General features: G+C 46.4%; 23 protein-coding genes. 11 read left to right on the top strand and 12 right to left on the bottom strand.

Features of this window, described 5'->3' with window-relative positions; translation table 11 throughout:
- Positions 1-4 precede the first annotated feature (4 nt).
- Positions 5-1,789: an acyl-CoA dehydrogenase C-terminal domain-containing protein gene (locus E4K71_RS08060; protein WP_135078441.1), complete on the top strand. Its 1,785-nt coding sequence runs from the start codon at positions 5-7 to the stop codon at positions 1,787-1,789.
- A gap of 204 nt (positions 1,790-1,993) precedes the next feature.
- Here the strand turns inward: E4K71_RS08060 and E4K71_RS08055 are convergent, their stop codons facing one another.
- Positions 1,994-2,854, bottom strand: coding sequence for a bile acid:sodium symporter family protein (locus E4K71_RS08055; protein WP_135078439.1), 861 nt, complete (start codon positions 2,852-2,854; stop codon positions 1,994-1,996).
- A 194-nt stretch (positions 2,855-3,048) separates the two neighbouring features.
- Between E4K71_RS08055 and E4K71_RS08050 the strand changes: the two genes are divergently transcribed.
- The 4 genes from E4K71_RS08050 (at position 3,049) to E4K71_RS08035 (ending at position 8,382) form a co-directional block, all read left to right on the top strand.
- Positions 3,049-4,983 (top strand): PrkA family serine protein kinase, encoded by a 1,935-nt coding sequence (locus E4K71_RS08050; protein ID WP_135078437.1) that lies wholly within the window; start codon positions 3,049-3,051, stop codon positions 4,981-4,983.
- A gap of 5 nt (positions 4,984-4,988) precedes the next feature.
- On the top strand, positions 4,989-6,305 hold the full coding sequence (locus tag E4K71_RS08045) for a YeaH/YhbH family protein (RefSeq protein ID WP_135078435.1): 1,317 nt from the start codon (positions 4,989-4,991) through the stop codon (positions 6,303-6,305).
- Positions 6,305-7,852: a SpoVR family protein gene (locus E4K71_RS08040; RefSeq protein ID WP_135078433.1), complete on the top strand. Its 1,548-nt coding sequence runs from the start codon at positions 6,305-6,307 to the stop codon at positions 7,850-7,852. The genes E4K71_RS08045 and E4K71_RS08040 overlap by 1 nt, the downstream gene beginning before the upstream one ends.
- A gap of 122 nt (positions 7,853-7,974) precedes the next feature.
- On the top strand, positions 7,975-8,382 hold the full coding sequence (locus tag E4K71_RS08035; protein WP_135078431.1) for a hypothetical protein: 408 nt from the start codon (positions 7,975-7,977) through the stop codon (positions 8,380-8,382).
- Here the strand turns inward: E4K71_RS08035 and E4K71_RS08030 are convergent.
- The 6 genes from E4K71_RS08030 to E4K71_RS08005 all read right to left on the bottom strand — a co-directional run bounded on the left by E4K71_RS08030 (position 8,379) and on the right by E4K71_RS08005 (position 16,201).
- The gene (locus E4K71_RS08030) at positions 8,379-11,252 is read right to left on the bottom strand and encodes an EAL domain-containing protein (RefSeq protein ID WP_135078429.1); all 2,874 of its coding nucleotides are present in this window, start codon (positions 11,250-11,252) and stop codon (positions 8,379-8,381) included. The genes E4K71_RS08035 and E4K71_RS08030 overlap by 4 nt on opposite strands.
- A 115-nt stretch (positions 11,253-11,367) precedes the next feature.
- The gene (locus E4K71_RS08025; protein WP_135078427.1) at positions 11,368-11,637 is read right to left on the bottom strand and encodes an amphi-Trp domain-containing protein; all 270 of its coding nucleotides are present in this window, start codon (positions 11,635-11,637) and stop codon (positions 11,368-11,370) included.
- A gap of 14 nt (positions 11,638-11,651) precedes the next feature.
- Complete coding sequence (locus E4K71_RS08020) at positions 11,652-12,608, bottom strand: NUDIX domain-containing protein (RefSeq protein WP_135078425.1); 957 nt, start codon at positions 12,606-12,608, stop codon at positions 11,652-11,654.
- A 13-nt stretch (positions 12,609-12,621) separates the two neighbouring features.
- A complete protein-coding gene (locus E4K71_RS08015) occupies positions 12,622-13,692 on the bottom strand; it encodes an HprK-related kinase B (RefSeq protein ID WP_135078423.1) in 1,071 nt (356 codons plus the stop codon).
- Complete coding sequence (locus E4K71_RS08010; protein ID WP_135078421.1) at positions 13,689-14,579, bottom strand: GAK system ATP-grasp enzyme; 891 nt, start codon at positions 14,577-14,579, stop codon at positions 13,689-13,691. The genes E4K71_RS08015 and E4K71_RS08010 overlap by 4 nt, the downstream gene beginning before the upstream one ends.
- Positions 14,576-16,201, bottom strand: coding sequence for a phosphotransferase (locus E4K71_RS08005; RefSeq protein ID WP_135078419.1), 1,626 nt, complete (start codon positions 16,199-16,201; stop codon positions 14,576-14,578). Before E4K71_RS08005 ends, E4K71_RS08010 begins: the two co-directional genes overlap by 4 nt.
- A gap of 209 nt (positions 16,202-16,410) precedes the next feature.
- Here E4K71_RS08005 and E4K71_RS08000 point away from each other — a divergent pair, with 209 nt between their 5' ends.
- From E4K71_RS08000 to E4K71_RS07990, 3 genes are all read left to right on the top strand, one after another.
- On the top strand, positions 16,411-17,604 hold the full coding sequence (locus E4K71_RS08000; protein ID WP_135078417.1) for a GAK system CofD-like protein: 1,194 nt from the start codon (positions 16,411-16,413) through the stop codon (positions 17,602-17,604).
- 40 nt (positions 17,605-17,644) lie between these two features.
- A complete protein-coding gene (locus tag E4K71_RS07995) occupies positions 17,645-17,965 on the top strand; it encodes a hypothetical protein (protein ID WP_135078415.1) in 321 nt (106 codons plus the stop codon).
- Between the two features lie 283 nt (positions 17,966-18,248).
- Positions 18,249-18,455, top strand: a complete 207-nt coding sequence (locus E4K71_RS07990; RefSeq protein ID WP_135078413.1) for a cold-shock protein — start codon at positions 18,249-18,251, stop codon at positions 18,453-18,455.
- A gap of 49 nt (positions 18,456-18,504) precedes the next feature.
- Here the strand turns inward: E4K71_RS07990 and menA are convergent, their stop codons facing one another.
- The gene (menA, locus tag E4K71_RS07985; RefSeq protein WP_135078411.1) at positions 18,505-19,374 is read right to left on the bottom strand and encodes a 1,4-dihydroxy-2-naphthoate octaprenyltransferase; all 870 of its coding nucleotides are present in this window, start codon (positions 19,372-19,374) and stop codon (positions 18,505-18,507) included.
- Positions 19,374-19,712, bottom strand: a complete 339-nt coding sequence (locus tag E4K71_RS07980; RefSeq protein ID WP_135078409.1) for a hypothetical protein — start codon at positions 19,710-19,712, stop codon at positions 19,374-19,376. Before E4K71_RS07980 ends, menA begins: the two co-directional genes overlap by 1 nt.
- A gap of 286 nt (positions 19,713-19,998) precedes the next feature.
- Between E4K71_RS07980 and E4K71_RS07975 the strand changes: the two genes are divergently transcribed.
- Entirely contained in the window at positions 19,999-21,279 is a 1,281-nt protein-coding gene (locus E4K71_RS07975; protein ID WP_135078407.1) for a diguanylate cyclase, read from the top strand.
- Here E4K71_RS07975 and E4K71_RS07970 read toward each other — a convergent pair.
- Both E4K71_RS07970 and E4K71_RS07965 read right to left on the bottom strand, forming a co-directional pair.
- Positions 21,266-21,478, bottom strand: a complete 213-nt coding sequence (locus E4K71_RS07970) for a hypothetical protein (protein WP_135078405.1) — start codon at positions 21,476-21,478, stop codon at positions 21,266-21,268. The genes E4K71_RS07975 and E4K71_RS07970 overlap by 14 nt on opposite strands.
- Positions 21,478-22,119: a pyridoxamine 5'-phosphate oxidase family protein gene (locus E4K71_RS07965; RefSeq protein ID WP_135078403.1), complete on the bottom strand. Its 642-nt coding sequence runs from the start codon at positions 22,117-22,119 to the stop codon at positions 21,478-21,480. Before E4K71_RS07965 ends, E4K71_RS07970 begins: the two co-directional genes overlap by 1 nt.
- A gap of 84 nt (positions 22,120-22,203) precedes the next feature.
- Between E4K71_RS07965 and E4K71_RS07960 the strand changes: the two genes are divergently transcribed.
- On the top strand, positions 22,204-23,667 hold the full coding sequence (locus E4K71_RS07960; protein WP_135078400.1) for a PLP-dependent aminotransferase family protein: 1,464 nt from the start codon (positions 22,204-22,206) through the stop codon (positions 23,665-23,667).
- A gap of 71 nt (positions 23,668-23,738) precedes the next feature.
- Here E4K71_RS07960 and E4K71_RS07955 read toward each other — a convergent pair whose 3' ends face one another.
- Positions 23,739-25,181, bottom strand: a complete 1,443-nt coding sequence (locus tag E4K71_RS07955) for a hypothetical protein (protein WP_135078398.1) — start codon at positions 25,179-25,181, stop codon at positions 23,739-23,741.
- A 244-nt stretch (positions 25,182-25,425) separates the two neighbouring features.
- On the opposite strand from E4K71_RS07955, the gene E4K71_RS07950 reads away from it, so the two are divergent.
- Positions 25,426-26,562: a type III PLP-dependent enzyme gene (locus E4K71_RS07950; RefSeq protein WP_135078397.1), complete on the top strand. Its 1,137-nt coding sequence runs from the start codon at positions 25,426-25,428 to the stop codon at positions 26,560-26,562.
- Positions 26,563-26,582 lie beyond the last annotated feature (20 nt).

Raw genomic sequence — 26,582 nt, 5'->3', positions numbered from 1 at the left:
GGCAATGGCAAATTATAAAGCACCTATTCGCGATATGCAGTTTGTGATGTATGAACTGATGAACGCAGACATGTTCAGTGAGATGCCGGGCTATGAAGAGGCAACCCGTGATGTGATTGACCCGGTTTTGGAAGAAGCCGGCAAAATCACCGAAGAAGTTCTCTTCCCCTTAAACCGTAGCGGGGACGAAGAAGGTTGTGTGTTTAAAGGGGGCAAGGTCACGACACCTACGGGCTTTAAAGACGCCTATCAGATGTTTTGCGACGGTGGCTGGACCGGACTGGCATGTGACCCGGCTTACGGTGGCATGGGTATGCCCAAGGTCGTGGATAATATGATTGCAGAAATGATCTGTTCGGCCAACTTGTCCTTTGGTATGTATCCCGGCCTGTCACATGGCGCTTATCATTCGCTTCATACCTTTGCCGATGATAAGATGAAAGAGACCTATCTTCCCAAGCTCGTTGAGGGGCGCTGGTCGGGGACCATGTGTTTGACCGAACCCCATTGCGGGACCGATTTGGGTCTGTGTCGCACTAAGGCGGAAGGGCAAGAAGATGGCTCTTATGCGGTGACAGGGACGAAAATTTTTATTTCTGCCGGGGAACATGACCTGACAGAAAATATCATTCATCTTGTTTTGGCCCGCACACCAGATGCACCTGAGGGAATTAAAGGCATTAGCCTGTTTATCGTGCCGAAATTTATCCCGGATGAAAATGGGGAACCGGGTGAAAAAAATGGGGTCTCCTGTGGGGCGATTGAACATAAAATGGGGATCAAAGCCTCTTCTACCTGTGTGATGAATTTTGATGGGGCAAAAGGCTGGCTGGTTGGGGAGCTGAATAAAGGCATGCGTGGTATGTTCGCCATGATGAATGCGGCCCGTCTTGCGGTGGGTATGCAAGGTCTGGGCTTGGCCGAAGCCTCCTATCAAGGGGCAGTGGAATATGCCAAAGAACGGTTGCAGGGGCGTTCCCTCAGTGGGGTGAAACATCCCGATAAATCTGCTGATCCCATCATTGTTCACCCGGATGTACGTCGTATGTTGATGACGCAGCGTGCCTATATTGAAGGTTGTCGTGCCTTTGGGGGCTGGGTGTCTGAAGAGCTGGATATCTCGCGCAGACATCCTGATGGAAAACGCCGTCAAGAGGCTGATGAATTTGTTCAGTTAATGACACCGATTGTGAAAGCGCTTTTTACAGACTTAGGCTTTGAAAGCACCAATATAGGGATGCAAGTCTTTGGTGGTCATGGGTTTATTCGCGAACATGGTATGGAACAATATGTTCGCGATTGTAGGATCGCCCAGATTTATGAAGGCACCAATGGCATTCAGGCGCTGGATTTAATCGGGCGCAAAATGCCAAGCAAGGCTGGACGCTATCTTCGCCGCTTTTTCCATCCGGTTCAGGCGTATATTGAAAAATATATGATGGATGAGGAAATGGGCGAATTCGTCCAGCCTTTAGCCAAAGCTTTTGGTCGCTTGCAACAGGCGACAGGCCAGCTTGCGCGTGTCGGCCTTGGAAAACCGGAAGAGGCCGCAGCTGGGGCAACGGAATTTTTGCGTTTATTTGGCTTTGTCGCACTGGCCTATATGTGGTGTCGTATGGTGGAAATCGCCAAAGACAAAACGGATGGGGAAGACGCAGATTTCTACCGGGCGAAAATGATCACGGCACGTTTCTTCATGCAAAAGCTGTTGCCACAAACAAGCAGCTTGTTTGCCTCTATCATGGCTGGTGGGGCGTCCATGATGGCACTGGATGAAGAGATGTTTTAAACTCAGGGTCCAGAAAGTGCAAAGACCCCGTCGGGGTAACGGGGCCTTTGCGTGCGGAAGGTAGTGAATAGCTACTCTTAAAAAAGAGAGCAACAGCTACAAAAGAGGTTAACTTGCGAGATCAACTCCCCTGTAACGCAGTGCACAATGCTGCAAATGCGAGTGATTGTCAATGGTTATTGCGAATAATTCTCAAAAAAACTTTTATGCAGTTTGAACGGTTTTAAACTTGCGAGCAAACCATATAATTACAACAGCACTGACATTCATGACCAAGGCATAAATGATTGCGGGAACCATCAGGTCAGGTTGATTTAAAACATTTAAGGCCAGAAAAATTGCCAAAGCGACATTTTGGAGTCCGCATTCCAACGCAATGGTAATGCGTTCTGGTTGACTGATTTGAAGGTATCGTGCGCTCAGAAAGCCAAAGGCAATGGTGATGCAGTTCAAAAGAACCAGAGCAAACCCTACATCCAGAAAATGTGAGCTGATATTTTCCCGGTTACTGATAAAGGCGCCTGCAACAATCAGGGCAAAAATGAGTGTTGCAAGATGACGAATTGCTTTACTGAATTTTTGACAGGTCTGTGGTTTTTTGGCGTTAAAAAACATGCCCAGACAAAGGGGCAAGGCTGTAATCAGGAAAATACCTGCCATAATACGGCCCACGGGCATGTCGATTGATGTCTGTTCACCCATCAGGAAAGAGTGTGAGACCGTAAGCACAGCAGGGACCGTCACAATGGAAAGTAAGCTGGTGATGGCCGTCATGCTGACAGACAGAGCCCCATTTCCTCCGGCTAAAACGGCAAGCAGGTTTGAGGTAATACCACCGGGGCAAGCCGCCAAAATCATGAGGCCCAAGGCAAATTCAACAGGCCCGGTGTAAAGGCTGGCAATAACGAAACCTATAAGAGGCAGGAGGATGATTTGGTTTGCCAGACCAATGAATAAAGCTTTGGGAGCCTGTAAGACCTGTTGAAAGTTTTCAACTCGCAGGCCACTGCCCACTGCAAACATGATAAAGGCCAAACCAAGGGGGAGGAATTGTTGTACATTCATAACCGAATTTAGAAACTGGGAATGTGCACTTGTCAATTAAAAAATATTATAAAAATCAGCGGTTTCTTCCTTGAAAGAGCATTTTTAATTCCCACCTGTTTAGTAGGATAATCACCAGGAACGAGACGTGCGAAACGTTCATCTGTACCTTTCAAATCAGAACGGTTCGTACCGGGATTTATGAGGAACGTGTCATGGAAGTTTTCGATTTATATTCAGAAATATATGCCAAGGAACGTCAGGAAGAAATGGCGCTTCAGGAATATCTCATGGGGTGTCGCGAAGACCGCATGATGTATGCGACAGCGGCTGAACGGATGGTTGCTGCTATGGGGGCACCAGAATTAATTGATACCAATAGCGATCCGATCTTAAGCCGGATTTATCAAAATCGCACCATTAAGGTCTATCCGTCCTTTAAAGACTTTTATGGGATGGAGGAAACCATTGAACGCATTGCCGGTTATTTCAATTATGCGGCCCAAGGGTTGGAAGAAAAGAAACAGGTGCTTTATCTGCTTGGTCCCGTTGGTGGCGGGAAATCTTCTATTGCTGAACGGCTCAAGGCTTTGATGGAAGAAGACCCGATTTATGTGCTCAAGGCGGGCAATCATGTCAGCCCGGTTTTTGAGTCTCCCCTTGGTCTGTTTAACCCTCAGAAGTTTGGCGATTTGTTTGAAGATAAATATAGTATCGCACGTCGTCGATTATCCGGTCTGATGTCCCCCTGGGCAGCCAAGCGCTTGCAGGAATTTGACGGGGATATTTCCAAATTTACCGTGGTGCGCATGATGCCGTCCAAACTGCATCAACGCTGTGTCGCCAAGGTCGAACCCGGTGATGAAAATAATCAGGATATCTCCACATTGGTGGGGAAAGTGGATATTCGTCAACTGGAACATTTCAGTCAGCATGACCCGGATGCCTATAGTTTTAGCGGTGGCCTTAACCGCACCACCCAAGGGATCATGGAATTTGTGGAGATGTTTAAGGCTCCGATCAAGGTGCTTCATCCACTCTTGACGGCTACGCAGGAAGAAAACTATCTGGGCACGGAAAGTTTTGGGGCTTTCCCTTATCAAGGGATTGTGCTGGCCCATTCAAATGAAAGTGAGTGGCAGCAGTTTAAGAATAATAAGAATAACGAAGCCTTCCTTGATCGTATCTGTATCGTCAAGGTGCCGTATTGCCTACGTGTTTCTGAAGAAACCAAGATTTATGAAAAGCTGCTGAATAATTCCAAACTGTGTGAGGCAACATGTGCCCCGGAGACCCTGCGGCTCATGGCGCAATTCTCAGTCCTGACCCGTTTGAAGGCCCACGAAAACTCAAACCTTTATTCCAAAATGCGGGTCTATAACGGGGAAAACCTGAAAGATACCGATCCGAAAGCGCGCTCTGTACAGGAATATCGCGATATGGCCGGTGTAGACGAAGGGATGACGGGGATTTCCACTCGCTTTGCCTTTAAGGTTCTGTCCCAAACCTTCAATTATGATACCGAAGAAATTGCGGCTGATCCGGTGCATTTGATGTATGTGCTGGAAATGGCGATTAAGCGCGAGCAGTTCCCCAAAGAGCAGGAAGAGGAATATCTCAATTTCATTAAATCCGATCTGGCACCCAAATATGCAGAATTTATCGGTAATGAAATTCAGCGGGCCTATCTGGAATCTTATTCCGAATATGGGCAGAACCTGTTTGATCGCTATATCGCTTATGCGGATGCCTGGATTGAAGAACAGGATTTCAAAGACCCGGATACCGGGCAGATGTTTGAACGTGAAATTCTGGATGCGGAATTGTCCAAGATCGAAAAACCCGCAGGTATTGCCAATCCAAAAGATTTCCGCAACGAGGTGGTGAAATTCGTGCTTCGTGCACGGGCCAATAACAAGGGCAAGAACCCGGTCTGGACCTCCTATGAGAAACTGCGTGATGTGATTGAAAAACACATGTTCAATCAGGTGGAAGATTTGCTTCCTGTCATCAGTTTCGGCACCAAGAAAGATGGCGAGACAGAAGCCAAGCATGGGGAGTTCGTTGAAAGGATGAAAGAACACGGGTATTCCGAACGCCAGGTCCGGCGTCTGGTTGAATGGTACATGCGTGTCAATAAAGCGGGGTGATCGAGATGCGATATTTCGTAGACCGCCGCGAAAACCCAAAAGGCAAAAGCCTGGGCAACAGGCAAAGGTTTGTTAAACGCGCACGCAACCGTATTAAGGAAGTGGTGGATCGTTCCCTAAAAGATCGCAGTATCAAGGATTTATCCACGGGGGAAACCATCACGATCCCAACCAAAGGGATCGAAGAACCCAAGTTTTTCAATGATGGCCGTACAGGTAAAAAGGATCGTGTTTTTCCCGGAAATAAGGAGTTTATCCCCGGCGATACCATCCCACGCCCGGAAGGGGGCGGTGGCAAGGGCCAAGGCAAGGAAGCTTCCGAAGATGGGGAAGGCCAAGATGACTTTTCCTTCACACTTACCCGTGATGAATTTCTTGACCTGTTTTTTGAAGACCTTGAATTGCCCGATATGGTCAAAAAATCTTTGACCGATGTGAAAAACTTTCAAACCAAACATGCGGGCTATCGGACCTCGGGCACGACCTCCAATATCTCTTTGGTACGTACCATGCGCCAATCCTTGGGACGGCGTACAGCCTTGAAACGCCCCAAAAAGGAAGAGCTTGATCAGGTTGAAGAAGAGATTAAGGAACTGGAAGCCAAAAGTCGTTTAGGGGCAAAGCAAAAGGCCCGATTGGAAGAGCTAAGAGCCCTCCATGAGAAGATGTTACGCAAACGCGCTGTTGTTGGTTTCATTGATCCCATTGATGTGCGCTATCATGCCTTTGAAAAAGTGCCACAACCCAATTCCAAGGCTGTGATGTTTTGCCTGATGGATGTCTCAGGTTCGATGGGGGAACGGGAAAAGGATTTGGCAAAGCGTTTCTTTCTGTTGCTTCATCTGTTTTTGGACCGCCGCTATGAATATACCGAGATTGTCTTTATTCGCCATACCCATGTGGCTTCAGAAGTTGATGAAGAGACATTCTTTTATGGCCGTGAAAGCGGGGGCACCGTGGTCAGTCGAGCCTTGGATGAAATGAAAAAGGTACAGCGTGAACGTTACCCGACCGATATCTGGAATATCTATGGGGCGCAAGTCTCAGATGGGGATAATACCAGTGGGGATAGTGGCAATTGTATCAGTTTGTTGAACAACGATATTTTGCCCTTTGTTCAATATTATACCTACATCGAAGTTGTTGATGAAAATGAAATGGAGATTGTGCGCAATGGGGAAGGGGGCTCTTCACTTTGGAAAGCCTATCGTCAGGTCCGCGAGGGCTGGCCGCTTTTCAAAATGGGCAAAATTGCACAGGCTGGTGATATTTATGGGGTCTTTAGGGAGCTGTTTGCAAAAGACCTGAAAGGGGCATCATAATGACAAAACAAGATACTCAACCCCTCTTTACCCGGTCGGAATGGACCTTTGATCTGATGTCCACGGTCTATGATGCGATTGAAGATATCGCCCATAATGATCTGGGGCTGGATACTTATCCCAATCAGATTGAGATTATTTCTTCTGAACAGATGCTGGATTGTTATTCTTCTATCGGTTTACCGTTGATGTACAAACATTGGTCTTTTGGCAAACGTTTTGTACGTGATGAACATAGTTATCGGCGTGGCTATGCAGGGCTGGCTTATGAGATTGTGATCAATTCCAGTCCCTGCATCAGCTATAATATGGAAGACAGTTCCATGGCGATGCAGACCTTGGTGATGGCGCATGCCGCTTTTGGACATAATCATTTCTTCAAAAATAATTACCTGTTTCAGCAATGGACCGATGCGGAAGGCATTCTGGAATATCTTTCTTTTGCCCGTGATTATATTTCCAAATGTGAAGAACGTCATGGCCGCGAGCGGGTGGAAGACATTCTGGATGCAGCCCATGCCTTGATGGACCAAGGGGTGTTTCGCTATCGCAGGCCCCCAAAGTTGTCAAAGGAAGCACTGCATAAAAAGGTGAAGGAACGCGAAGAATATGAAGAACGGACATATAATGACCTATGGCGTACCGTTCCGGTAAATGAAGAGGAAAAGGAAGAACCGGACCCAAGTGAGGTTGAACGCAAAAAACGTCGCGAGATGTTTAAGCTGCCCGAAGAAAATTTACTGTATTTCTTGGAAAAAAATAGCCCGATTTTAGCGACGTGGGAGCGTGAAATCTTGCGTATTGTGCGCAATATTGCCCAGTATTTCTATCCGCAAAAACAAACCAAAGTGATGAACGAGGGCTGTGCAACCTTTGTGCATTACACCATCATGAACCGTTTATATGATAAAGGGCTTATTACCGAAGGGGCGATGCTGGAAATGTTGCACAGTCATACCAGCGTTGTCTTCCAGCCGGAATTTGATGATCAGCGCTATAATGGCATCAACCCTTATGCGCTGGGATTTAATATGATGACGGATATCAAGCGCATGTGCATGGACCCGACTGATGAGGACCGTGAATGGTTTCCGGATATTGCGGGGAATGGGGACTGGCGGGCCACCCTTTTGGATGCCTGGGCCAATTATCGTGATGAGTCCTTTATTCTACAATATCTCAGCCCGCATCTGATGCGTAAAATGCGTTTCTTTGCCATTCATGATGATGCCAATAAATCCAATCTGGAAATTGCGGCCATTCATAATAATGCGGGATATCGTGATGTGCGCAATGCACTGGCTGAAAGCTATAACTTGTCCCTGCAAGAACCGGACATTCAGGTCATGGATGTGAATATGAAGGGAAACCGGACCCTTTATTTACGCCATCGGGTAAAAAATGGCGTGACCCTTTATGAAGCCCAGCGTGATGAGGTCATGAAACACCTAAAAGTCTTGTGGGGCTATGAAATTGTACTGCGGGGACTGGATCAACAAACCAACGAAGAAATCTATATGGCAACAACTAAAACGTCTTTCGATTGATTGTGATACCTCAAAAGAAGTATTTGGTACGTATTTATACAGTATGCGTGGGTATAATATCTAAATAGTCTAGAGAATGGTAGATTCCCGCTTGCGTTTTAGGTAGGGGTAGAGCTGTTTCCATGTTGGATGTTATTGAAGACGAAAAGCAGGTCGGGTGCACTTTTGTATCGGACTATTATGCGCAAGCTTATGAGTTACAAGAGCTTTTTGCATCTTATACTGAAGAGAGCCCAGACTTTTCCCAACATCAAAAACGCAAATATTTGAAAACGATTGTCGATCAGGCCCGTTCTTATCTTGAGAATCAAAAGTGCGTCATTGCCAAAGAGCTAAACTATCGTGCCAAATGCATGAAGGCTGTCGATACGGCCAATGGGGCAATTGAAGTCCTGGAATATCTTGTAAGTTACGAACCAAGTACAACGGCGCTGGAGACAAGTGTCAAGCAATGGTATTTTGAAACATTTCTGGCAGGGCAAAAATCATGTGCCTGTTGTGATTTGAACTCTGTTTGGCTCAAAGGTTAGTCCACTCTTCGATCCGGGCCTTTGCGGCGGTCTTTTCCTGTGGGGCTTTTACGTCTGTCCTTGCCTGAGCGGCGGTTGTAGACAGACCCTTCCATTGGGGCAAATTTCGCCAAAAGCTGCCCAAATTCTTCTGCGGGAACTGGCTTGGAATAATAATAGCCCTGACCAATATGACAGTGGATTGTTTGCAGGAATTCTTCATGTTCCTGAATTTCGATCCCTTCTGCAACAACGTTCAGGCCAAGGTTCTCGGCCATGTCCATAATGGTACGGGCAATGGCGGCATCATCTGGGTCAATATGCAGGTTGCGCACAAACGATTGGTCGATTTTTAAGGTATCCAGTGGAATACGACGCAGGTAGCTTAAGGAAGAATAGCCTGTGCCAAAATCATCAATTGCTGTTGTAATGCCAAGTTCGCGTAATTCTTTTAAGGTCTTCATGCCTTGGTCCACATCACGCATCAACGAACTTTCGGTGACTTCCAGCTCAAGGTTTTGTGGGGGCAGGGCTGTTTCCAGCAAGATATCTTTGACACTGCTGAGAAGGTTCTCATCATCAAATTGACGACCCGACAGGTTTACTGCGACTTTAAGGTGTGGCGTGCCATTCATGGTCCAGAATTTAGTATCCTCACAGGCCCTTCTTAAAATCCATTCACCGATATTAACAATTTGCCCTGTTTCTTCGGCAATCGGAATAAATTTAACAGGGGAGATAAAACCAAGGTCAGGATGAATCCAGCGGACCAAAGCTTCCATGCCTTTAATATGGCCGGTGGATAGGTCAATTTTGGGTTGGTAATAAACTTGCAGCTGGTCCTGTTCCAGGGCAAGGCGAAGTTCGCGTTCCAGCATGTCACGTTCTTCGGCTTCGGCCTCCATTTCCTTGGTATAGAACATGTACGGCATTTTTTCATTTTGACGTGCGGCAAAGGCCGCCATGCCTGCATTTTTTACCAGTGAGGTCGGGTTTTCGCAGTCTTCTGGGTAACAGCTGATCCCAATAGTGCAGCCAATGACGATTTCATTATCATCAATGACAAAGGGTTCATGCAGGGCGTCATGGGTTTTCTGGCAGATATCCTGAATGATCTCATCACGGCTGAAACCTGATGTAATGGCAATAAACTTACCGCCGCCCCAACGCCCAATCACATTGGCCGAACCGATTGTGTCATTTAGCTTTTGGGCCACAGCCACCAAGACGCGATCAACCATTTGATGGCCGAACAGATCGTTGACCCTGTTTAGACGCTCCAAAGTGATGAACAGGACGCTACAGTCATGTATTTCGTCGGTATTTTCTTCGGTGACTTTTGTGATACGCTCAATTGCGTTGAGCATGAAATGGCTGTTGGGCAGCTTTGTCAGCGGGTCGTGGGTTGCCAAAAAGGCGAGTTCTTCATGGTCACGTTTTTGAACGGTGACATCGCGAATAATCGCAATCGTGCGTTTTTGGTCACTGAACACCATGGATTTGATCGACAGGTCAATGTCGATTTTACTGTGATCCGCACGAATCCCAACGGCTTCTTTGGCAGAACATTCCTGAAGCTTTTCCCCCTTGTTCTGCATCCTTTCCCCTGCGGGGAATTCAACGAAATCAAACAGGCTTTTGCCGATGGCTTCCCCGCGTTTTAAGGCAAAAATCTTTTCCGCAGAATTATTAAAGGATTCGATTTTGCCATTTTCATCCATCGTGATGATGGCATCCGGGGCATTGTCTACAATGCCACTCAGGCGTTCTTCGCGCTCCAGCAGGGCTTGGGCTGATTTTTTCTGTTCACTGATATCAACGGCTTCCACAAGGAAGCTGTTACCTTGTTCGCCATCCATATGGGCTACACCCATCACAACGTCGATGAATTGCCCGTCAAGGGAGCGAAATTTTAGAGGCAGGCGTTCTTTTAAATCGGCGAGTTCTTCCAACCCTTCCAACATGGGGACGTAATCAATATCCACGATACTGGCCAGCGGGCGACCAATAAGGCCATCCGGTTTCCCATGTTTATTGAGTGCGCGTTCACATGTTGGATTGGTAAAACTGATCACGCCACCACTGACGACAAAAACAAGGTTGGAAGACAGTTCAACAAGACTGCGATAACGTCTTTCGCGTTGTAACAGGTTTTCAAGGGCCTGCTTATGTTCAGAACGGTCAACGGCCTCAACCATATAGGTGTTTGGCCCTTCTTCTTCCAGGGCAACCGCACCGATCAAAGCATGGATTGAGGTTTGATCCCGGCCAATAAGCTGCATGGGCAGGCGGCTTCCTGTTTCAGCCAGTTCAGGCAGGATTTCTTCAATTTCAGCCGCCCAGTCGTTTTGCGCAATACTGGATAGGTGAACGCCAGTGAGGCATTCGTCCCCATAATGCAGCATGGCCTCAGCCGTTTTGTTTGCAAAGGTAATAACACCATTTTGCACGGTCAGAATAATGTCCATGGACAGATCAAGCAGCTTTTCATAGCGCAATTGATTGTCGATTGAGGCTGGTTGCTGGATTTGCTTGCGCTGTTTTCTGCTGCGTTCTTTTAACAGGCGTGAAATTCGAAGTTTGGCTTCCAATGGATCAAAGGGGCGAATGAGAACTTCATCAGCGCCTTGATCCAGTAAGTCAAAGGCTTTTTCGGGCTGGTCCGCATCGCCCACAGCAATTACTGCCGGGGCGGAAGATAAGGTGGAAACAGCATGGATGGGGGACGCAGCCCCTTTAAGATCGTAAATGACAAGGTCAGGTTCTTCTATCCCTAAAGAGGACTCAAGATCAGACAGGATCTGGAAGTTTGAAATTCCAACCTCTTGTAAGCAGATTACAATGTCGCTTGGCTCTGATTTATCAACCAAAAGCACATTATAGGGATTCATGAGAGTGATTTATCTCGCCATTTCGTTTTTATTAGTCGTTCATAGTGCCATAAAAGTTATTGAATCATCAACAAGCTTGTTTCAGTTAAAGCTATTTGTTGCAAAAACAACCTTTCTACTTATGGGATATTTTAAGGTTCTGGCTGTTGGGGAGATTTTGATCGGTTTGCCAGGTGATTTTAATGTTCAGGCGATTATGTTCGTCTTCTTGAGAGCCTGACACCTTGAGACGCAGCAAGCCGGAAGGTTCCATCGTAATGGTTCCGTTTTCATCTTCAAGGACGATCTTGCCCTTTTCAATTCCTTGAGTAATCGCTGTCAGCAGATCAGAGATTGAACTTTGATCCTGTAAAGAATCATGCCTGAAACGTGAGCTTGTTTTCATGATGTAATTCGTCTTTAGTTAGAGGTGGTTTTTTCCAGATAGGCAGGCAGGTCTTCGATAATTTTTGCCAATTCCTGATCTTTGAGCAGGTGAACGGCGCTTTCAAGGGAAACCCATTTGCGCAGGCGATGGTTTTCTTCCCATTGTGGTGCATCAAGCTCTTGTTTAACTTCCATGGGATAGACGCTGACTGTGCAGGTAGATTCCCATTTTTCATAGGCATACTGACCAATTACATCTTGATGAACATGCCCTGTGATCCCCGCTTCTTCAACGGCTTCTTTGGCTGCGCTGTCTTGGGCGCTCAGGCCCGGTTCGTGAATACCTTTGGGGACAACCCAATGTTTATGATGGCTGGAAGAAATCATCAGGATTTCCAGTTTTCCTTCTGTATAGCGATAAGGGACCACACTGGACTGGCGATAATAATAAGAGGGACGTATCCGCTGCTCTATTCCGTTTGCTCCTTCAAAGGGAAAGGTCTTTGGCAGCATGGTTGCATCAATAACATCGACAAGATTGAGGGGGGCTTTCCCGACATTGGCCCAATCCTCTTCAACCTGTAAATGGACAAGGGTTGCTGGGCTGAGTGAGATATACTGCTCACTTAAGTGACCAACAATAATGGAAAGGCCCGGATTGTGCCCCACAATCATAACGCGTTGGGCATCTGCTGGGGCCTGCTGTATAGCCGTTAAGATTTCAACGGGCGCGGCATTATACAGGCTGGGGATCTCTTTGATGATCGAAGTGGGGCTACCTGCGGATTTGCAGCATTTATGGGCTGTGGTCAGGGCGCGTTCTGCCGGAGAGGCCGAGATATGATCCGGCACCAGAGCGTTTTGGGAGAGCCAGACGCCGATACGTTGGGCGCACCGTTTCCCCTGATCTTTCAGTTCACGGGCGAAATCCCCCTTTGGGTGCATGTCTTTTGCATGACCGTGGCGCAAAATGAATAAGTCTTTTGGCATGATCGTCTGTTCCTTATGTCAAAAGATGGGTCAGGCAATAGTCTTTTGCAAACGCAAAGTCGACTTTGCCACTGGCTTCATAGATTTTGATATTTTTAAGAACTTCCAGATAGGGGGCTTCATCAAGTTTCATGCCCCCTTTGAAAAAACTGTGATCCTTAAGCTGATAAAATGGCCCCGGTGATTTCATGATCGCCTGTAAGAGTTCAGTACGTTCTGTAATGTCGACTTCGTGAATGCGACAGGGGGCCGAACTTTCACGCTCCCAGTTTAAGATCAAGATGGCATCCATGCGGCCAGTGTGGTTGATTTTATCTGGACCATAGACATCTTCGATAAAGACATCATATTTTTCTTCAATATCCCATAACTGTTGTTGAGGGAGTTTTTCCAGTTCCCTTAGCCGGTCTGGAGGTAAAAGGCTTTTGAGGTTTTTATCATGGATCATGGTTCCCGGATTGACACGGGGGAGTTTTGGAATGCCATAGGCAGAACCGTTATTGATAAATAAACGGTCATTGGTGAGATAGCTGATACCGTCCTGTGCCAAAATATGGAGCATCAGAGTGGATTTCCCCCCACCTGAAAACCCGGCCATCGCCAATGCTTTTGCGTTGGAAACCAGACCGGAAGCATGACAGATCAGTGAACCGTTTTGAAGAAGGTGATTTATATATTGGACGTTGATGTAATTGATCACCTGATTGTCGTTTTCCAAACAAGGGCCCGCAGCAATTAAATGATCCGTACTTTGTAAAAAGAGCATGCCCGTTCTCACTTTATGGACAAGACGGCAATCTTCAAGGTCAGCCACCGCATCTTTGCGTCCGCTCTTGCCGGGTTCACGTGTCCAGTCCGTAAAGGTTAGGCCCAAGTCGGTTGCAGGGCATTCAATGGCTGTGACAACGCAATCTGCTGGACCTGTTCCCAAGGTGTGAGCAAAATAGATACCGAGCTTGTCAAGCAGTGCCCCACTATTTGACTGAACGGCAATTTTATAGCCATCAAGATCAAGGATAACCTCTCCTTCTACAAGAGAGTGACCATTCAACAGTTTGTTGGCGACGTCTTGTGCGGTTTTCATTTGCTTACCTCTTTGATGGCATAGTCGGCATAAAGGTCGGCGGCATCAATGCCGACCCCTTCCAAAGCCCCTTTGAACCCGCCAAAGGCAGAGACTTCAAATACGATGGGGCCGTTTTGGGTATCGGCGACATCCACGGTGGTGAAATCCATACCGAACAGGGCTTGAGCCTTGGTTGCAAGGTCAATAGTGCTTTGTGGTGGTTGATGTAGGGCATATTTGCCCCCGCTGTTAATCGTTGTATTCCAGCTGTCAGTTTGTGAAACACGGGCATAGGTGCCAAGATATTGCCCCCCTAAAAAGACCATACCGTAATCGCGCCCCGGCAGGTCCAGTTTTTGCTGCATATACATCATGGGGTTATCGTGTTTGAATTGTTCGATTTTTTTACGAATATGCTCATCTAGCTGGTTATTCTCAATCACGCACATGCCACGGGCCTTGGTGGAATAAAGCGGTTTGAATACGGCAGCGCCGAAATCTTTCACCGTTTTCAGGGCAAAATTGATATCTTCACTTACCCGCGTGGCTGGCATGGGGATATCGCCGTGGCGCAAGGTCATGGTGCAGCCCAAACGGTCAATCATGCGAATGATGGTGTCTGGGCGGGAAAAAACACGCACCCCCTGTTTTTCTGCCAATCGCAAGAGTTCAATACGATCCAGTGTATTAGGGCTGTAGATTTGACTGATTTTCTTGACGATAATACCGTCCAGCTCACACAGGTTATGGGAACCTGCCATGAGTGTTCCGCTTTCCAGATTGGCAGAGACATCAGCCATGCTAAGAACAAGGCGAAAGCCTGTTTTTTCTTTCAGCCTGTCTGCAAGGACTTCGGTTGACCATTTACCGGGAATACCGATTACAGCGATTTTTACATTGGTCATGAAAACAGATCCTTAATAGGCAGGTGGAAGCTTTTGATGTCTTTATCTTTGTGCTGGGCGATACGTTCCAGAATATAAATACCGCGCAACAACATGGCTGTTGCCAGCTCTTTATCCAGGATAAAACGTGTTGAGGTTATAAAGGAACGGGCCAACCCAAGTGCCATGCGCATTTCAAAGGATTTATCTTTATGTTTATCGGCATATTCTTTTGCAAATTCGTAAAGGTACAAGGCGCTGGCCTTTATACGTTGGCGCGTTCGTTTGTCCAGTACCTGAAGGCGGTAATTTGATACCATGAAGACCGATATGTCCTGTGTATAATCCTGATAGCAGGAGCGATGCAGGTCGATAAAGCGGATTTTTTTGTTTTCGGCATCAAAAATAATGTTATCGAGATTAAAATCCCCGTGGATATATACAGAAAAAGGGGGCGTCGTTTGGTCTTCAATCTGTTGGGCTGTTTCAATTAATTCGTATAGGGAAGGCAGCTTTTTTGAACTGATGTTAACTGGCTGAACATCAAAGCCGGGATGGACATCCAATACATTTCTTAGGCGCTTTTTCAGTTGTGCCATATGGTTGGCTGGGATTTGTTTTTTCTTTTTGGTTTCCTGCCAGACAGCTTTCAAGGTCTTGCATAGATGTTTAAGGGCCTTGTGCATGACGGCTTCATCTTCTTGCAGCAAAATCCTTTCATAGGTGTCACCGGGGAGATGCTCAATCAACAGGGCTGCGTTTTTTCCGCGTTTTTCATAAGACAGGATTTGTGGGGCAAGGCCGGGGAAGATTTCATGCCAGCTTTCAACGCTTTCACGCTCTTCTTTCAGCTTTTCTTTCTTGCCATCCTTGAAAATAGCCACATAGCCATCTTCATCGGCTTCGGGGTCTGTGATACCGGCAATGGCACTGCCGGATTTGGTTTCTGCGATGGTTTCCACTTCGCCATCAATCAGTCCCAAGTCTGACAAGGCGGTTTTAAGAGAGCGGAAACGGTCAATATGCATGGGCTGGCCCAGTTTGGCCGACATAATGGACTCACTGATGCTCAGCAACATATCGCCCATTTCTTCGATGTGGTGAGCAATAAATAGGGATGTGATTGTATCTTCCGGGCGCTTTTTCTTGCGTACCTCTTTGATGTGTTCCTTAAACAAGCGCCCATAAGCGATATCAAGCTTGCGTTCAATATTGCCGATTTTCAGGGCGATGCGGGTATCATCTGTTTCAATCGCCTTTTCAATCAGTTCAATCCCTTGGTCGATGTCACTGAGCAATTTGGCACTTTTGCGTCCACGTAAGGCATCTTTGCGCGACAGGTTTCCCATCATTTTAACACAGTCATGGCAAATATCGGTGATACGCTCCAGGTCAGAGGCAATGGCTTCGGCTGCACGCAGGGAGAATATATTCACATCGCCTTTTTTGCCATGTCGCAATGCGTCGATACAGCCGTCATGGACCCGCATGGCGAGATTATAGCTATAGCCTTGGCGGTCCAAAATTCGTTGGGAAACCGTCGGGGAGGCGGTTTCAAGAAGGACACGCAGGTTTGCAAGTTGTGATTGGGTTTCTGCCAATAAAAAATGCAGGTTTTCAAGGACTGATTGGGGAAGGCGCATAAGTTTTTTTAACTCATCGGAGAAGGCAGTGGGTAATGTCTTTGACCCTAAAGAAAAATGCCCCCCCAATCCAGCTTGAAAGTGGGGATTATTTGAATAGGGTGCATTTTGCGTGATATATGTTGTTGAACTTTCATGAAAAACTTTATGGACCTTTGATGTAACGACTTGCATTATAAGGAAAAGTAACCCGCTGGATTTGAAGTGTTATGAAAAAGACTGTTGTGTCGCGTACTGTGACTGTACCGGATATCATGCGGATTTCGCGCTATGAAAAGGCACCGGAATATGGGCCGCGTGTTTTGTTCTTTTCTGGTGGTACAGCTTTGACACAAACCAGCCGGGTCTTGAAGAAATTTACCCATAATTCCATCCATCTGGTGACGCCTTTTGATAGTGGCGGCAGTTCAGCGATTTTGCGCAAGGCGTTTCATATGCCTGCAATTGGGGACATGCGTTCGCGTATGATGGCGCTGGCGGATGAAAGTATCAGTGGAAACCCTGAAATTTTTCAGCTTTTTTCCCACCGCCTGCCTAAAGAGGCCAAAAAGAAAGAGCTGTTTGTTCAGCTCAAGGCGATGGCCGATGGTAAGGATGCACGTGTTGCGGCAATCAAAAATCCTATGCGCAAGCTGATTACCAATCATTTATCCATGTTTGTGGAGCATATGCCCGATGACTTTGACCTCAAAGGGGCCAGCATCGGGAACTTGATTTTGGCGGCAGGATATCTTCATCATAATCATAAGCTCGACCCGGTGGTCTTTATGTTTACCAAGCTGGTAAACGTCTTGGGGCAGGTCACGCCGATTGTGAATGACAATCTGCATTTAGCGGTGAAACTGGAAAATGGCGATACGGTTTGCGGCCAGCATATGATTACGGGGAAAGAGGTCGAGGAGCTTGCCAGCCCGATTAAAGAATTTTTTCTGGTGGATAACCTGAAAAAGCCAGTTAAGGCACAGGCCATTTTACAGAAAAAAAAGAAAAAGATGATCTCGAAAGCAGACCTGATCTGTTATCCCCCCGGTAGCTTTTATTCAAGCATTATGGCGAACCTGCTGCCTAAGGGGGTTGGGCAGGCTATTTCTGAAAAGCAGTGCCCCAAGGTTTATGTGCCCAGTTTGGGGAATGATCCTGAGCGAATTGGCCTGCCGGTGGACCAGTCTATTTTCAGGTTGTTGGATTTGTTAAAGCAGGATACAGGGCGTGAGTGTCCTTCCAGCAGCCTGCTAACCCATGTTTTTATTGATAGTGAAAATGGGGAAAGTTTGAAACCTGCAACCAAGGCGAAATTGCGTAGCGAAGGGATTGATGTGATTGATAGACGTTTGATCACCCCGCAAACCACGCCTTATTATGACCCGCAATTGTTGGTTATGGCGTTGTTGTCTTTGGCATGATGTTGTAGGGTCGTCGTGTAATTCATAACAGGTATAGGTCATGACGAATTTTATCCGGGTTAACAAAAAGAAATTCATCATTCAGGAAGATGTGGTCAGCGAATGGGCGCTTAAGGCGCTGGTGGAAAAGGCCAAGCAAAACGAGATGACCGTTGAACAGATGGTCGTGCAGTCCATTGCCAATCATTGGATGCAAAATGATAAGTTTCGTAACAGTGATAAAGAGGTCTTAAACACCTTGCTGCGCCTAGCTTATGACTTCGGCTATGATGCGTTCAAGGTTGGAAATGGCAAGATCAAAGTTGTGGCGCTGGATGAGGGACGACGAGAGCAAGTTGCCCCTGGGGATATGGAATTATAGGTCTGTTTTCGCATTCTGAGAGCCGCCTGCTAAAATTTTGTCACATAAATAGGTTTGCTTTTGGTTTGAAATAGACATAGTGTTACGTACGTGAGTTACGTTTTTACTCGTTGTTGGTTAGAAAAAGAACCTGAAACAGCCTTAAGGTGTGTATTTTCTTTTGTGAAATGAAGCACTTAAATCTGTCCTTATGTTCTCCTTATGCCTACAGATCGTAGATATCGAACTCTTGATGTTCCTGAAAGGGAATCAGACTAAAACAGAATTTAAGGATTGAATACCAATGGCTAACGGTACAGTTAAATGGTTTAACTCAACTAAGGGCTACGGCTTTATCGAACCAGAAGATGGCGGCAAAGACGTGTTTGTTCACATTACAGCATTGCATGCATCCGGTATCCAGAAATTGGATGACGGTCAGAAAGTGTCTTTCGAAGTTGCGGTAAGCCGTGGCAAAGAAGCTGCTTCTGAGATTAAACTGGTCGAGTAAAAACGCACACAGTTTTGAAAAAAGGTCTGCCACATCGGCGGGCCTTTTTTTATGCCTGTATAAAACCAATGATCAGGCCAAGACACATGACAATCTGGCTTAGAGCGCAGAGACCTAAAGCCGGGTTAAGTTGCCGTTTGTCTGTGATGTTCAGGAATTTGAAAATAACCAAAAGGCTTAAAGGCAGGCCAGCTAGAAAAAAGGGGCTAGGGGCAATATAGCCAAGGATCGGGTAAGGCGTGATAACAAGTAAGGGAAAAAGAATTTTAGTCCCTTGATCTCCTAAGCAAATGGCAAGGGTGCGTCTGCCTGCTTGTACATCATTTTCAAGATCGCGATAGTTATTCAGCAATAAAATGGCGCAGGCTGGTAAGCCGATGGCTATGCCGTATAACAGGCCGTTTGTTGCCCATTGGCCTGTGATGAGGAAAAAACTGACTGAAAAAGCGGCAAGCCCAAAAAAGCCAAGAACAAAGACTTCACCAAAGGGGCTGCGTGCAATGGGCCAGGGGCCTGCAGAATAGCTATAAGCGCAAATTAAGGCCAATGTGCCCAGAAGGGCTACGATCCATCCACCTGAGTACAACAAAGCCCCTCCGCAGAGAGTGGCAAGTCCCATGAAGAATATGGCCGCATTTTTTGTTTGTTGTGCGCTGGCAAGGCCGCTTTGAGTAATGCGTGTTGGCCCGATCCGGCTTGTCTGATCTGTTCCATTCAGAAAATCATGGGCATCATTAAAAAGATTTGTCGCCATTTGAATGGACAATGCTGCCATGAGGATCAGGGCAAAATTCAGGTTTGAAACATCAAAGGCTTCATGGTGGGCAAACATGTAAGCACACAGCACAGGCATAAAAGACAGCGACAAGGTCTTGGGCCGGATACCAAGCCAAAGGACACGCCATGATGGGAAGGTCATTATTGCCACTTTTTATAAGGGACTTTTTTGTCTTCGATACTGGGGCGAGTGCTGTTCAGGTCTGCTTCTTCATAACAGGTGACTTTACCCAATTCATTGTAACAATGCAGTTTCTTCTGGCGCAGCAGTTGGGGGTCGTCTTCTTTGCAATATGTCAGGCCAAGCTCTTTGCGCACTGTAGAACAGTCTTTCCCGCTTGTGGTGGAGATGACATGATCAGAAAGTGTCTTGTCGGTAATCATTGTGGAAATGCCTTCTCCCATAACAAGCGCCTCACAGGCTGAGAGGGAAAGGGCCAGGTAACAGGCAGTAGCAATATGAAAAATTCGACGTTTCATGATCGACACTTTAATAAGTAAGAAAATAACAGGCGGTTCAATATGTCATGCTTGAGTTATTCTAACGTTAATTTCATACGAAAAAAATAGGTAATATTTGCCTATAGTATGTTGTTTTAACAGGCTCATAGGGCTTGTTCAAGGTCAAGGTTATCGGTCTTGATCCATCTTAGAATGATCGCATAGGTATATATACATATGTACAATTTTATCTTTTTTTTATGATTTAAATTGATATTTAATTTTTTGCTCCTATGCTGCGAAAAGATAGGTTTGGCGAGGTCGTATGAGCTGGAATCTGCAAAAAAGCGTTATGGATAATGATATTCTTGTTGTTGATGATAATATCGTCAACTTGAAAGTGCTGTGTAAAGTGCTGGAGAATAATGGCTACCATACACGTGCTGCTTGTGATGGGGAGCAGGCGTTGGAATCCGTTGCCCAACAAAAACCTGACTTGATCTTGCTTGATGTCGTCATGCCGGGGATTGATGGTTTTGAAGTTTGCAGTCGTCTAAAGGCGGCACCAGCGACCAGTGAAATTCCGATTATTTTTATTACAGCTTCTGATACGGTGGAAAGCAAGATTAAAGGGTTTGAGGTTGGCGCCGCAGACTATATTCCACGTCCCTTGCAAATGCCCGAAGTTTTGGCCCGTGTGCAAAACCAGTTGATTGCCCAGCAGTATTATCGCCATGCTGAAGAAGAAAAGGAACGTTTGCAGAAAATTCTGGCGGCCCTTCCCATTCCTTATGCGATCTCGTCTGTTGAAACCGGCATGTTGATTGAGATGAATGAGAAGGCGCGTAATGCTGTACACCTTCAGGAAGAAGAGGTCAGCCAAACGCTTGCTCTGGATCTTTATAAAAATCCGCAAGACCGGGAACGCCTTTTACAGGATGTGCGGGAAAATGGGTTGGTGACAAATCAGGAAGTGGATTTTGTCACAACCAAGGGGAAGACGCTGACGACGCTTTACAATGCCACACCATTGAAAATTGGTAATGAGGACGTCTTTTTTGTGGCGTTTAATGATATAACCAAGCGCAAAGAGATGGAAAAAGCCCTGGAAGTTGCGGCACGTACGGATTACCTGACAGGGATTTTAAACCGCAGGGCCTTTAGTGAAACGGCAATGGCTGAACGTTATCGCGCAAACCGTAACGAGCACCCTTTATGCGTGCTGATGATTGATATTGATTATTTTAAAAAGATCAATGACACCTATGGTCATGATATTGGAGATGAGGCCCTGAAGCTTCTTGTTGAGTTGATTGGTCATGATTTGCGCACCAGTGATGCCCTGGGGCGAATTGGTGGGGAAGAGTTCGTCCTTCTTTTACCCGAAACCCATTTTGAAGGCGCGCAAATTTTGGCGGAGCGTATCCGTGAGCGCATTGAAAACAATGTGATGGATTTGCCTTGTGGTGGTGCGATGAAAATGACGATTAGTGGCGGCTTGCTGGAATGGGATCAAGACACCAGTTATGAGGAAGCCTTAAAAATCGTTGATGAGCGCCTTTATCGAGCAAAAAGAAATGGTCGTAATCAGATCATTTCTGAGTAGAGCGCGTTTTCATTAATTGTTCGCTGTCACTGGCCATTGCTTCTTGGCGTTCTCGCTCCCGTCGGGGGCTGTTTTTTTCGGTATTGGCAAAGCGGAACTTTCCAAACAGGACACAGCCTTTCATACCGGGGTCGCATTTTTGCCCCGCTACATGTTCGCATTGGCCCTTAACTTCGTTTGGACAGCTCCAGCCGCTCATTATTTTATCTCCTGTGATTTGTCCCCATGATCGTCTAACCAGCGGGGATCGTCAAGTGGTTTACCTTTTTCTAATGTGGTCGGGATGACACCGGCCCAAACGGGCAGGCTATAATCTTCTTCGTCATCCACCGGCGGGCCTGTGCGAATTTTGGCGGAAACGTCTTGAAGGCTAAATTCAAGAACAGTTGTTGCCTTGAGTTCTTGTTCGTTTGCGCTTCTGATGTCGTCAAAACGGTCTGGCGTGATTTTTTTCATCATTAAATCCAGCAGGCGGCTTTTTTCTTCCGGGGGGGCAATCTGTTTGGCCTTGGAAAAGATCATGACAGACCTGTAATTGGCACTGTGGTGAAAACTGGACCGTGCCATAACCAAACCATCAAGGTGTGTAATGGTAATGCAGGCTTCCACACCGTCTAGCAAGCTTTTGAACAGGGCGTTTTTACTTGATCCATGAATATAGAGTTTGTTGCCTTCCCGCCAATGAAAGGTGGGTTGAACCATTGGGCGGTCTTTCATTTGGGCACCAACGTGACAAAGGTAGGCTTCGTCAATGATAGCATGAACAATTTCTTGGTCGTAATTTGCCCGTTCATGGCCTCTTTTAACCCGTGTGCGTTCTGTAATGGGATAGCTGGTCATAATTGTCTCCTTTTGTTGAAAAGGAATGTGGCTTAATATTGGTCTTATTATAAGTTCCAATTTATTTAATTTTATGGTGCCAATTTGAATGATTTACAGCTTGCGACGGTGCAAACCCGCTGGAAAGAAGGCTTTCATGGTCCAAAGTTTCGCCGTCTTTATATGATCTTGCGTGATTATATTTTATCGGGAGGGTTAGCGCCGGGAACCGTTTTGTTGCCTTCACGTCGATTGGCTGCTGTATTGGCCCTATCGCGCAATACGGTCAATCAGGCTTATGAGCTGCTACATAGTGAAGGGTTTGTTGAAACCCGAGCGGGGGCAGGTGTTTATGTTACTCATGATCTGCCGCAAAAGGGCTGGAGCAATAAGGCTGTATCACAAAATTATGGGGAGGATTTACCCGCACTTGCGAGGCGGGCAGAAGAATGGTTGCATGTCCATAAGCGACATCAACAAGGTGATAAGGACAGGGCGTTTTCGTCTGGCCGACCTGCTTTGGATGACTTTCCCTTTGATCAATGGGCGCGTCTATTGTCACGTCGTTGGCGGCTTTGCGGGGAAACGCTTGCCATATCAGAAACCGTTGCGGGTTATCAGCCCTTGCGTGAACATGTTTGTGAGTATTTGCAGACGACACGGGGGCTGAACTGTACCCCTGATCAGGTTATCATCTTGTCTGGTGCACAGCAGGGGCTTGACTTAATTGCACGTGTTTTGTGGGAGAAAGGCGATCGGATTGTTGTGGAGGACCCGGCTTATCCCGGTATGGACGGGGTGATCCGTGGCATTGGTGCCATAGCAGTGCCCACAGAAGTTGATGATGAGGGGCTGTGTTTAGATAAGGTGCGCTGTGCAGATGTGAAAAGCTTTATGGTGACACCATCGCGGAATTACCCTTTGGGGACAACCATGTCTTTGGCACGGCGTTTGGGGTTATTGGAAGAAGCACGTCGCTGTAACGCCTGGGTTATTGAAGATGATTTTGATGGTGAGTTTCGTTTTGATGGCCCACCTTTATCATCCCTTCAAGGCTTGGACCGGGAGGGGCGGGTGCTGTATGTGGGCACATTTAGCCGCATTATTTTTCCAGCCCTCAGGCTGGGCTATCTTGTTGTTCCGCCAAACTTGCTTGAGCCCTTTTTAGCGGCTAAATCATATAGTGACGGGCATACGTCTATTCTGCATCAGGCTGCATTGGCGGACTTTTTTCAGGAAGGTTATTTTTCCAGCCACCTTCGGCGTATGAAGAAATTGTATCAGGAACGTCGCCGCTATTTGATTGAGAGGCTGGAACAAGATTTTTCTTCTGTTTTAAACGTATTGCCTGCAGATGGGGGATTGCATGTGTGTACGGTGTTTAAACAATCTGTGTGTGATGTCCAGCTGTGTCAGAAATTGTCAGAATCTGGGGTAAGTGTTGTACCTCTAAGCCCTTTTTACCGCCGAGGCAAACCACAGCAAGGGATGATTATGGGCTTTGCGGGGTATAACCAGCAAAAAATGGATGTAGCTTTCTCAATTATGCAAAAATATTGGTATAAATAAACGACAGGCCCACCTCGCCAAAGTGATGAGATGGGCCTGTGCAGTAAGGTCTTTTTTATTAGGCTATTGAATTAGAATTTCTGTTCCAATAGTAGAGAAATTCCCATACGGCGTTGTCCGCTAATACTTGCGACATTTCCGCCAAATTTTACGTAGGAACCGAGTTCATCTTCGTGAATGTAATGAGCACCGATACCACCACCACAGTTGGTTGTTGTGGTGTCTGCTTTATGGTGTTCGCAGGTAATACTCGGGCTGTAGAGCATCTTTCCTTCTCCCAATTCTACCCGTACTTCAGGAGTGTAGCGTAGGTTTGTCTGTCGTGTTGTTGCATCTTCATTTTTCTGACGTATGCCTTCACTGACGAGAAAGTATTTGCCCGTATACATGTTGATATATTCAGCATTTCCGACATGGCGAAGGTCGTAACCATAAAAGTTACTCAGGCCAGTCAAGCTGGAGCCAAAAACAATTGTGCGACTGCCATAGCTGCCATCATAATCAATGGAACCACTGTTTATCGCAAGAGTACTATTGGAAAAACCAAGTGACCCATAGCCATCAAAATAAAGGTCGGGCGTTAGCTGTTTGACCACATATCCTCCCAGTGATATGCCTGCTGTGTCTTCGTTACCTTCAAAAAAGCCTGTAACCTCAGCACGTCCCAATGATGTTCCGATATAAAAGCCTGTGACATAGTCATCATACTTTTTTTCCACACCTAGTTTACCGGTAAGAGTTCCACTGCTGCCTTGTTCTTCACGGTAGTTGTAGTCGAAGTTCGCTTGCCAGTAGCCGACCCAGCCATTGAGTTCACCAACGATACGGTCAAGTTGACCTTTTGACAACAATGACCCCTGATCGCTAGAACCGTTTACAGACAGTTTTGCAGTTTTTTGAACTTGCGTGTTATTGATAAAGCGACCTCGGGCATCAGAAGCCGACTTACGTGTGCTGCGTGCTTGTGCCTGTGCCCGGCCCTGTGCCAGTGTTCTTGTCAAATTTGACAGTGAGGATGAGGAGGAAGAGATACACTGGCTGGCCATGTTAAAGCCGGATGCTGTTACCGTCGCACTACTCGGACATGCATAAATACGGGATGCGGCAATTGTTGAGGTCTCGCCAGAGTCTGACATGTTTTCAATGCCTACATAGGAACCATTGGATAGTTTATAAAAACAATGTCCTGAGCTATTGCTAGGTGCAAATGTACTAGACCCGAGTCCATTATAAATTGCTGAACCAAGGGTGACAGGAAGGGTGTTTGCTGTTGAAAGCCCATCAGCGCCATTATCACCATCACAAGGGCGGACACTACCAGTGATGTCATCGGGATCCGCATTTCCCAGAGAGTTTGTTTCTCCAGAATCTGAATAAAAATAAACGGTACCGTCACTGGCGTTGTTAAAGAAAATGCCGGTACTACCAATTTCGGTTGCTGCAAACGCTGTGCTACTCAAACTAATGAGTGTGAGAAAAAATAGGTTACTGTACAACCATTGGCGTAAAAACATTGTTGGATACCTTGATTATTCAGATAGTTTGAATTGCGTAGCATAAAAGTTGGCAGAAAGGAAATAACTCTCTTTTTGAAAGTATATTTTTTTGCGCCCTGTTAATGACTTGTTTATATGTGACTTGAAAATATATCATTTCGATATTTATGCAAAATGCTGATCGAAGTATAAAAACTGCTTCCATTTTCTGAAAATAGTCTTATATAGCGCTCACTTTTTGTCTAGGTTAAGGATTGGGGTGATGACACCTAAAATAGACGCCTTCTTGAAAGAAGCTCAAAACGATAGTCCATTTTTGGTCGTCGATCTTGATGTCGTAGAGAATCGCTATACCCAGCTTCATACCCAGTTTCCACAGGCCAATATTTATTATGCGATGAAGGCAAATCCGGCACAGCCGATCCTTGAGCGCCTGAATAAACTCGGTTCTTCCTTTGATGCAGCAAGTCTTGCTGAAATTCAGCAATGTCTGGATGCTGGGGTGGATGTGGAACGTATTTCTTTTGGCAATACGTTAAAAAAGAAAAAAGACATTAAGGCAGCTTATGATTTGGGTGTGGACTTGTTTGTCTTTGATTGTATTGACGAGTTACATAAGATTGCGGAAGTTGCACCGGGAGCCCGCGTGTATTGCCGTATTTTGGTCAACCGTCATGGGGCAGGGGCCAGCTGGCCGTTGTCGCGAAAATTTGGTTGTTCCTCGTCCATGGCGCATGAGCTGATGGTGCAGGCGAAATCCTTGGGGCTGATCCCTTATGGGATTTCTTTCCACGTGGGCTCACAGCAGTTGGACCCGGCCCATTGGGGCAAGGCCATTGCAGATGTGGCGGTCTTGTTTGATGCGTTACGTGAATGTGGCATTCAGCTTGAAATGATCAATATGGGGGGTGGCTTTCCTGCACATTATCAAGATGAGATTCCCAAACTGGAAGAGTTTGTCAGCTTTATCAAAGAGCATATGAAGACATCATTTGGTGATAAGTGGCCGGAAATTATTTTGGAGCCAGGTCGCTTTATTGTGGCCGAAGCGGGTGTGTTGCAAAGTGAAATCGTTTGCGTGTCCATCAAGGACTTTGCAGAGGAAGTCCGCTGGGTCTATTTGGATGTTGGCAAGTTTGGCGGCTTGGCTGAAACGATTGATGAATCCATCATTTACAGAATCGCAACCGAATATGATGATAGGGAAATGGGGCCTGTTATTATCGCCGGACCAACGTGCGATAGCTGTGATACGCTTTATGAAAAGACCTATTACCAATTGCCGTTGGATTTAAAAACAGGTGATACGGTACATATTCTCTCTGCCGGGGCCTATACAACGATGTATGCCTCCCAAGGCTTTAATGGCTTTGCCCCGCCAAAAGAATTTTTTGTATAACCTGACCCTATAGACGACAC

The sequence above is a fragment of the Terasakiella sp. SH-1 genome, from assembly GCF_004564135.1.
Lineage (GTDB): Bacteria > Pseudomonadota > Alphaproteobacteria > Rhodospirillales > Terasakiellaceae > Terasakiella.
The sequence above is the reverse complement of the archived record's forward strand: the minus strand, read 5'-3'. Positions and strand labels throughout refer to the sequence as shown.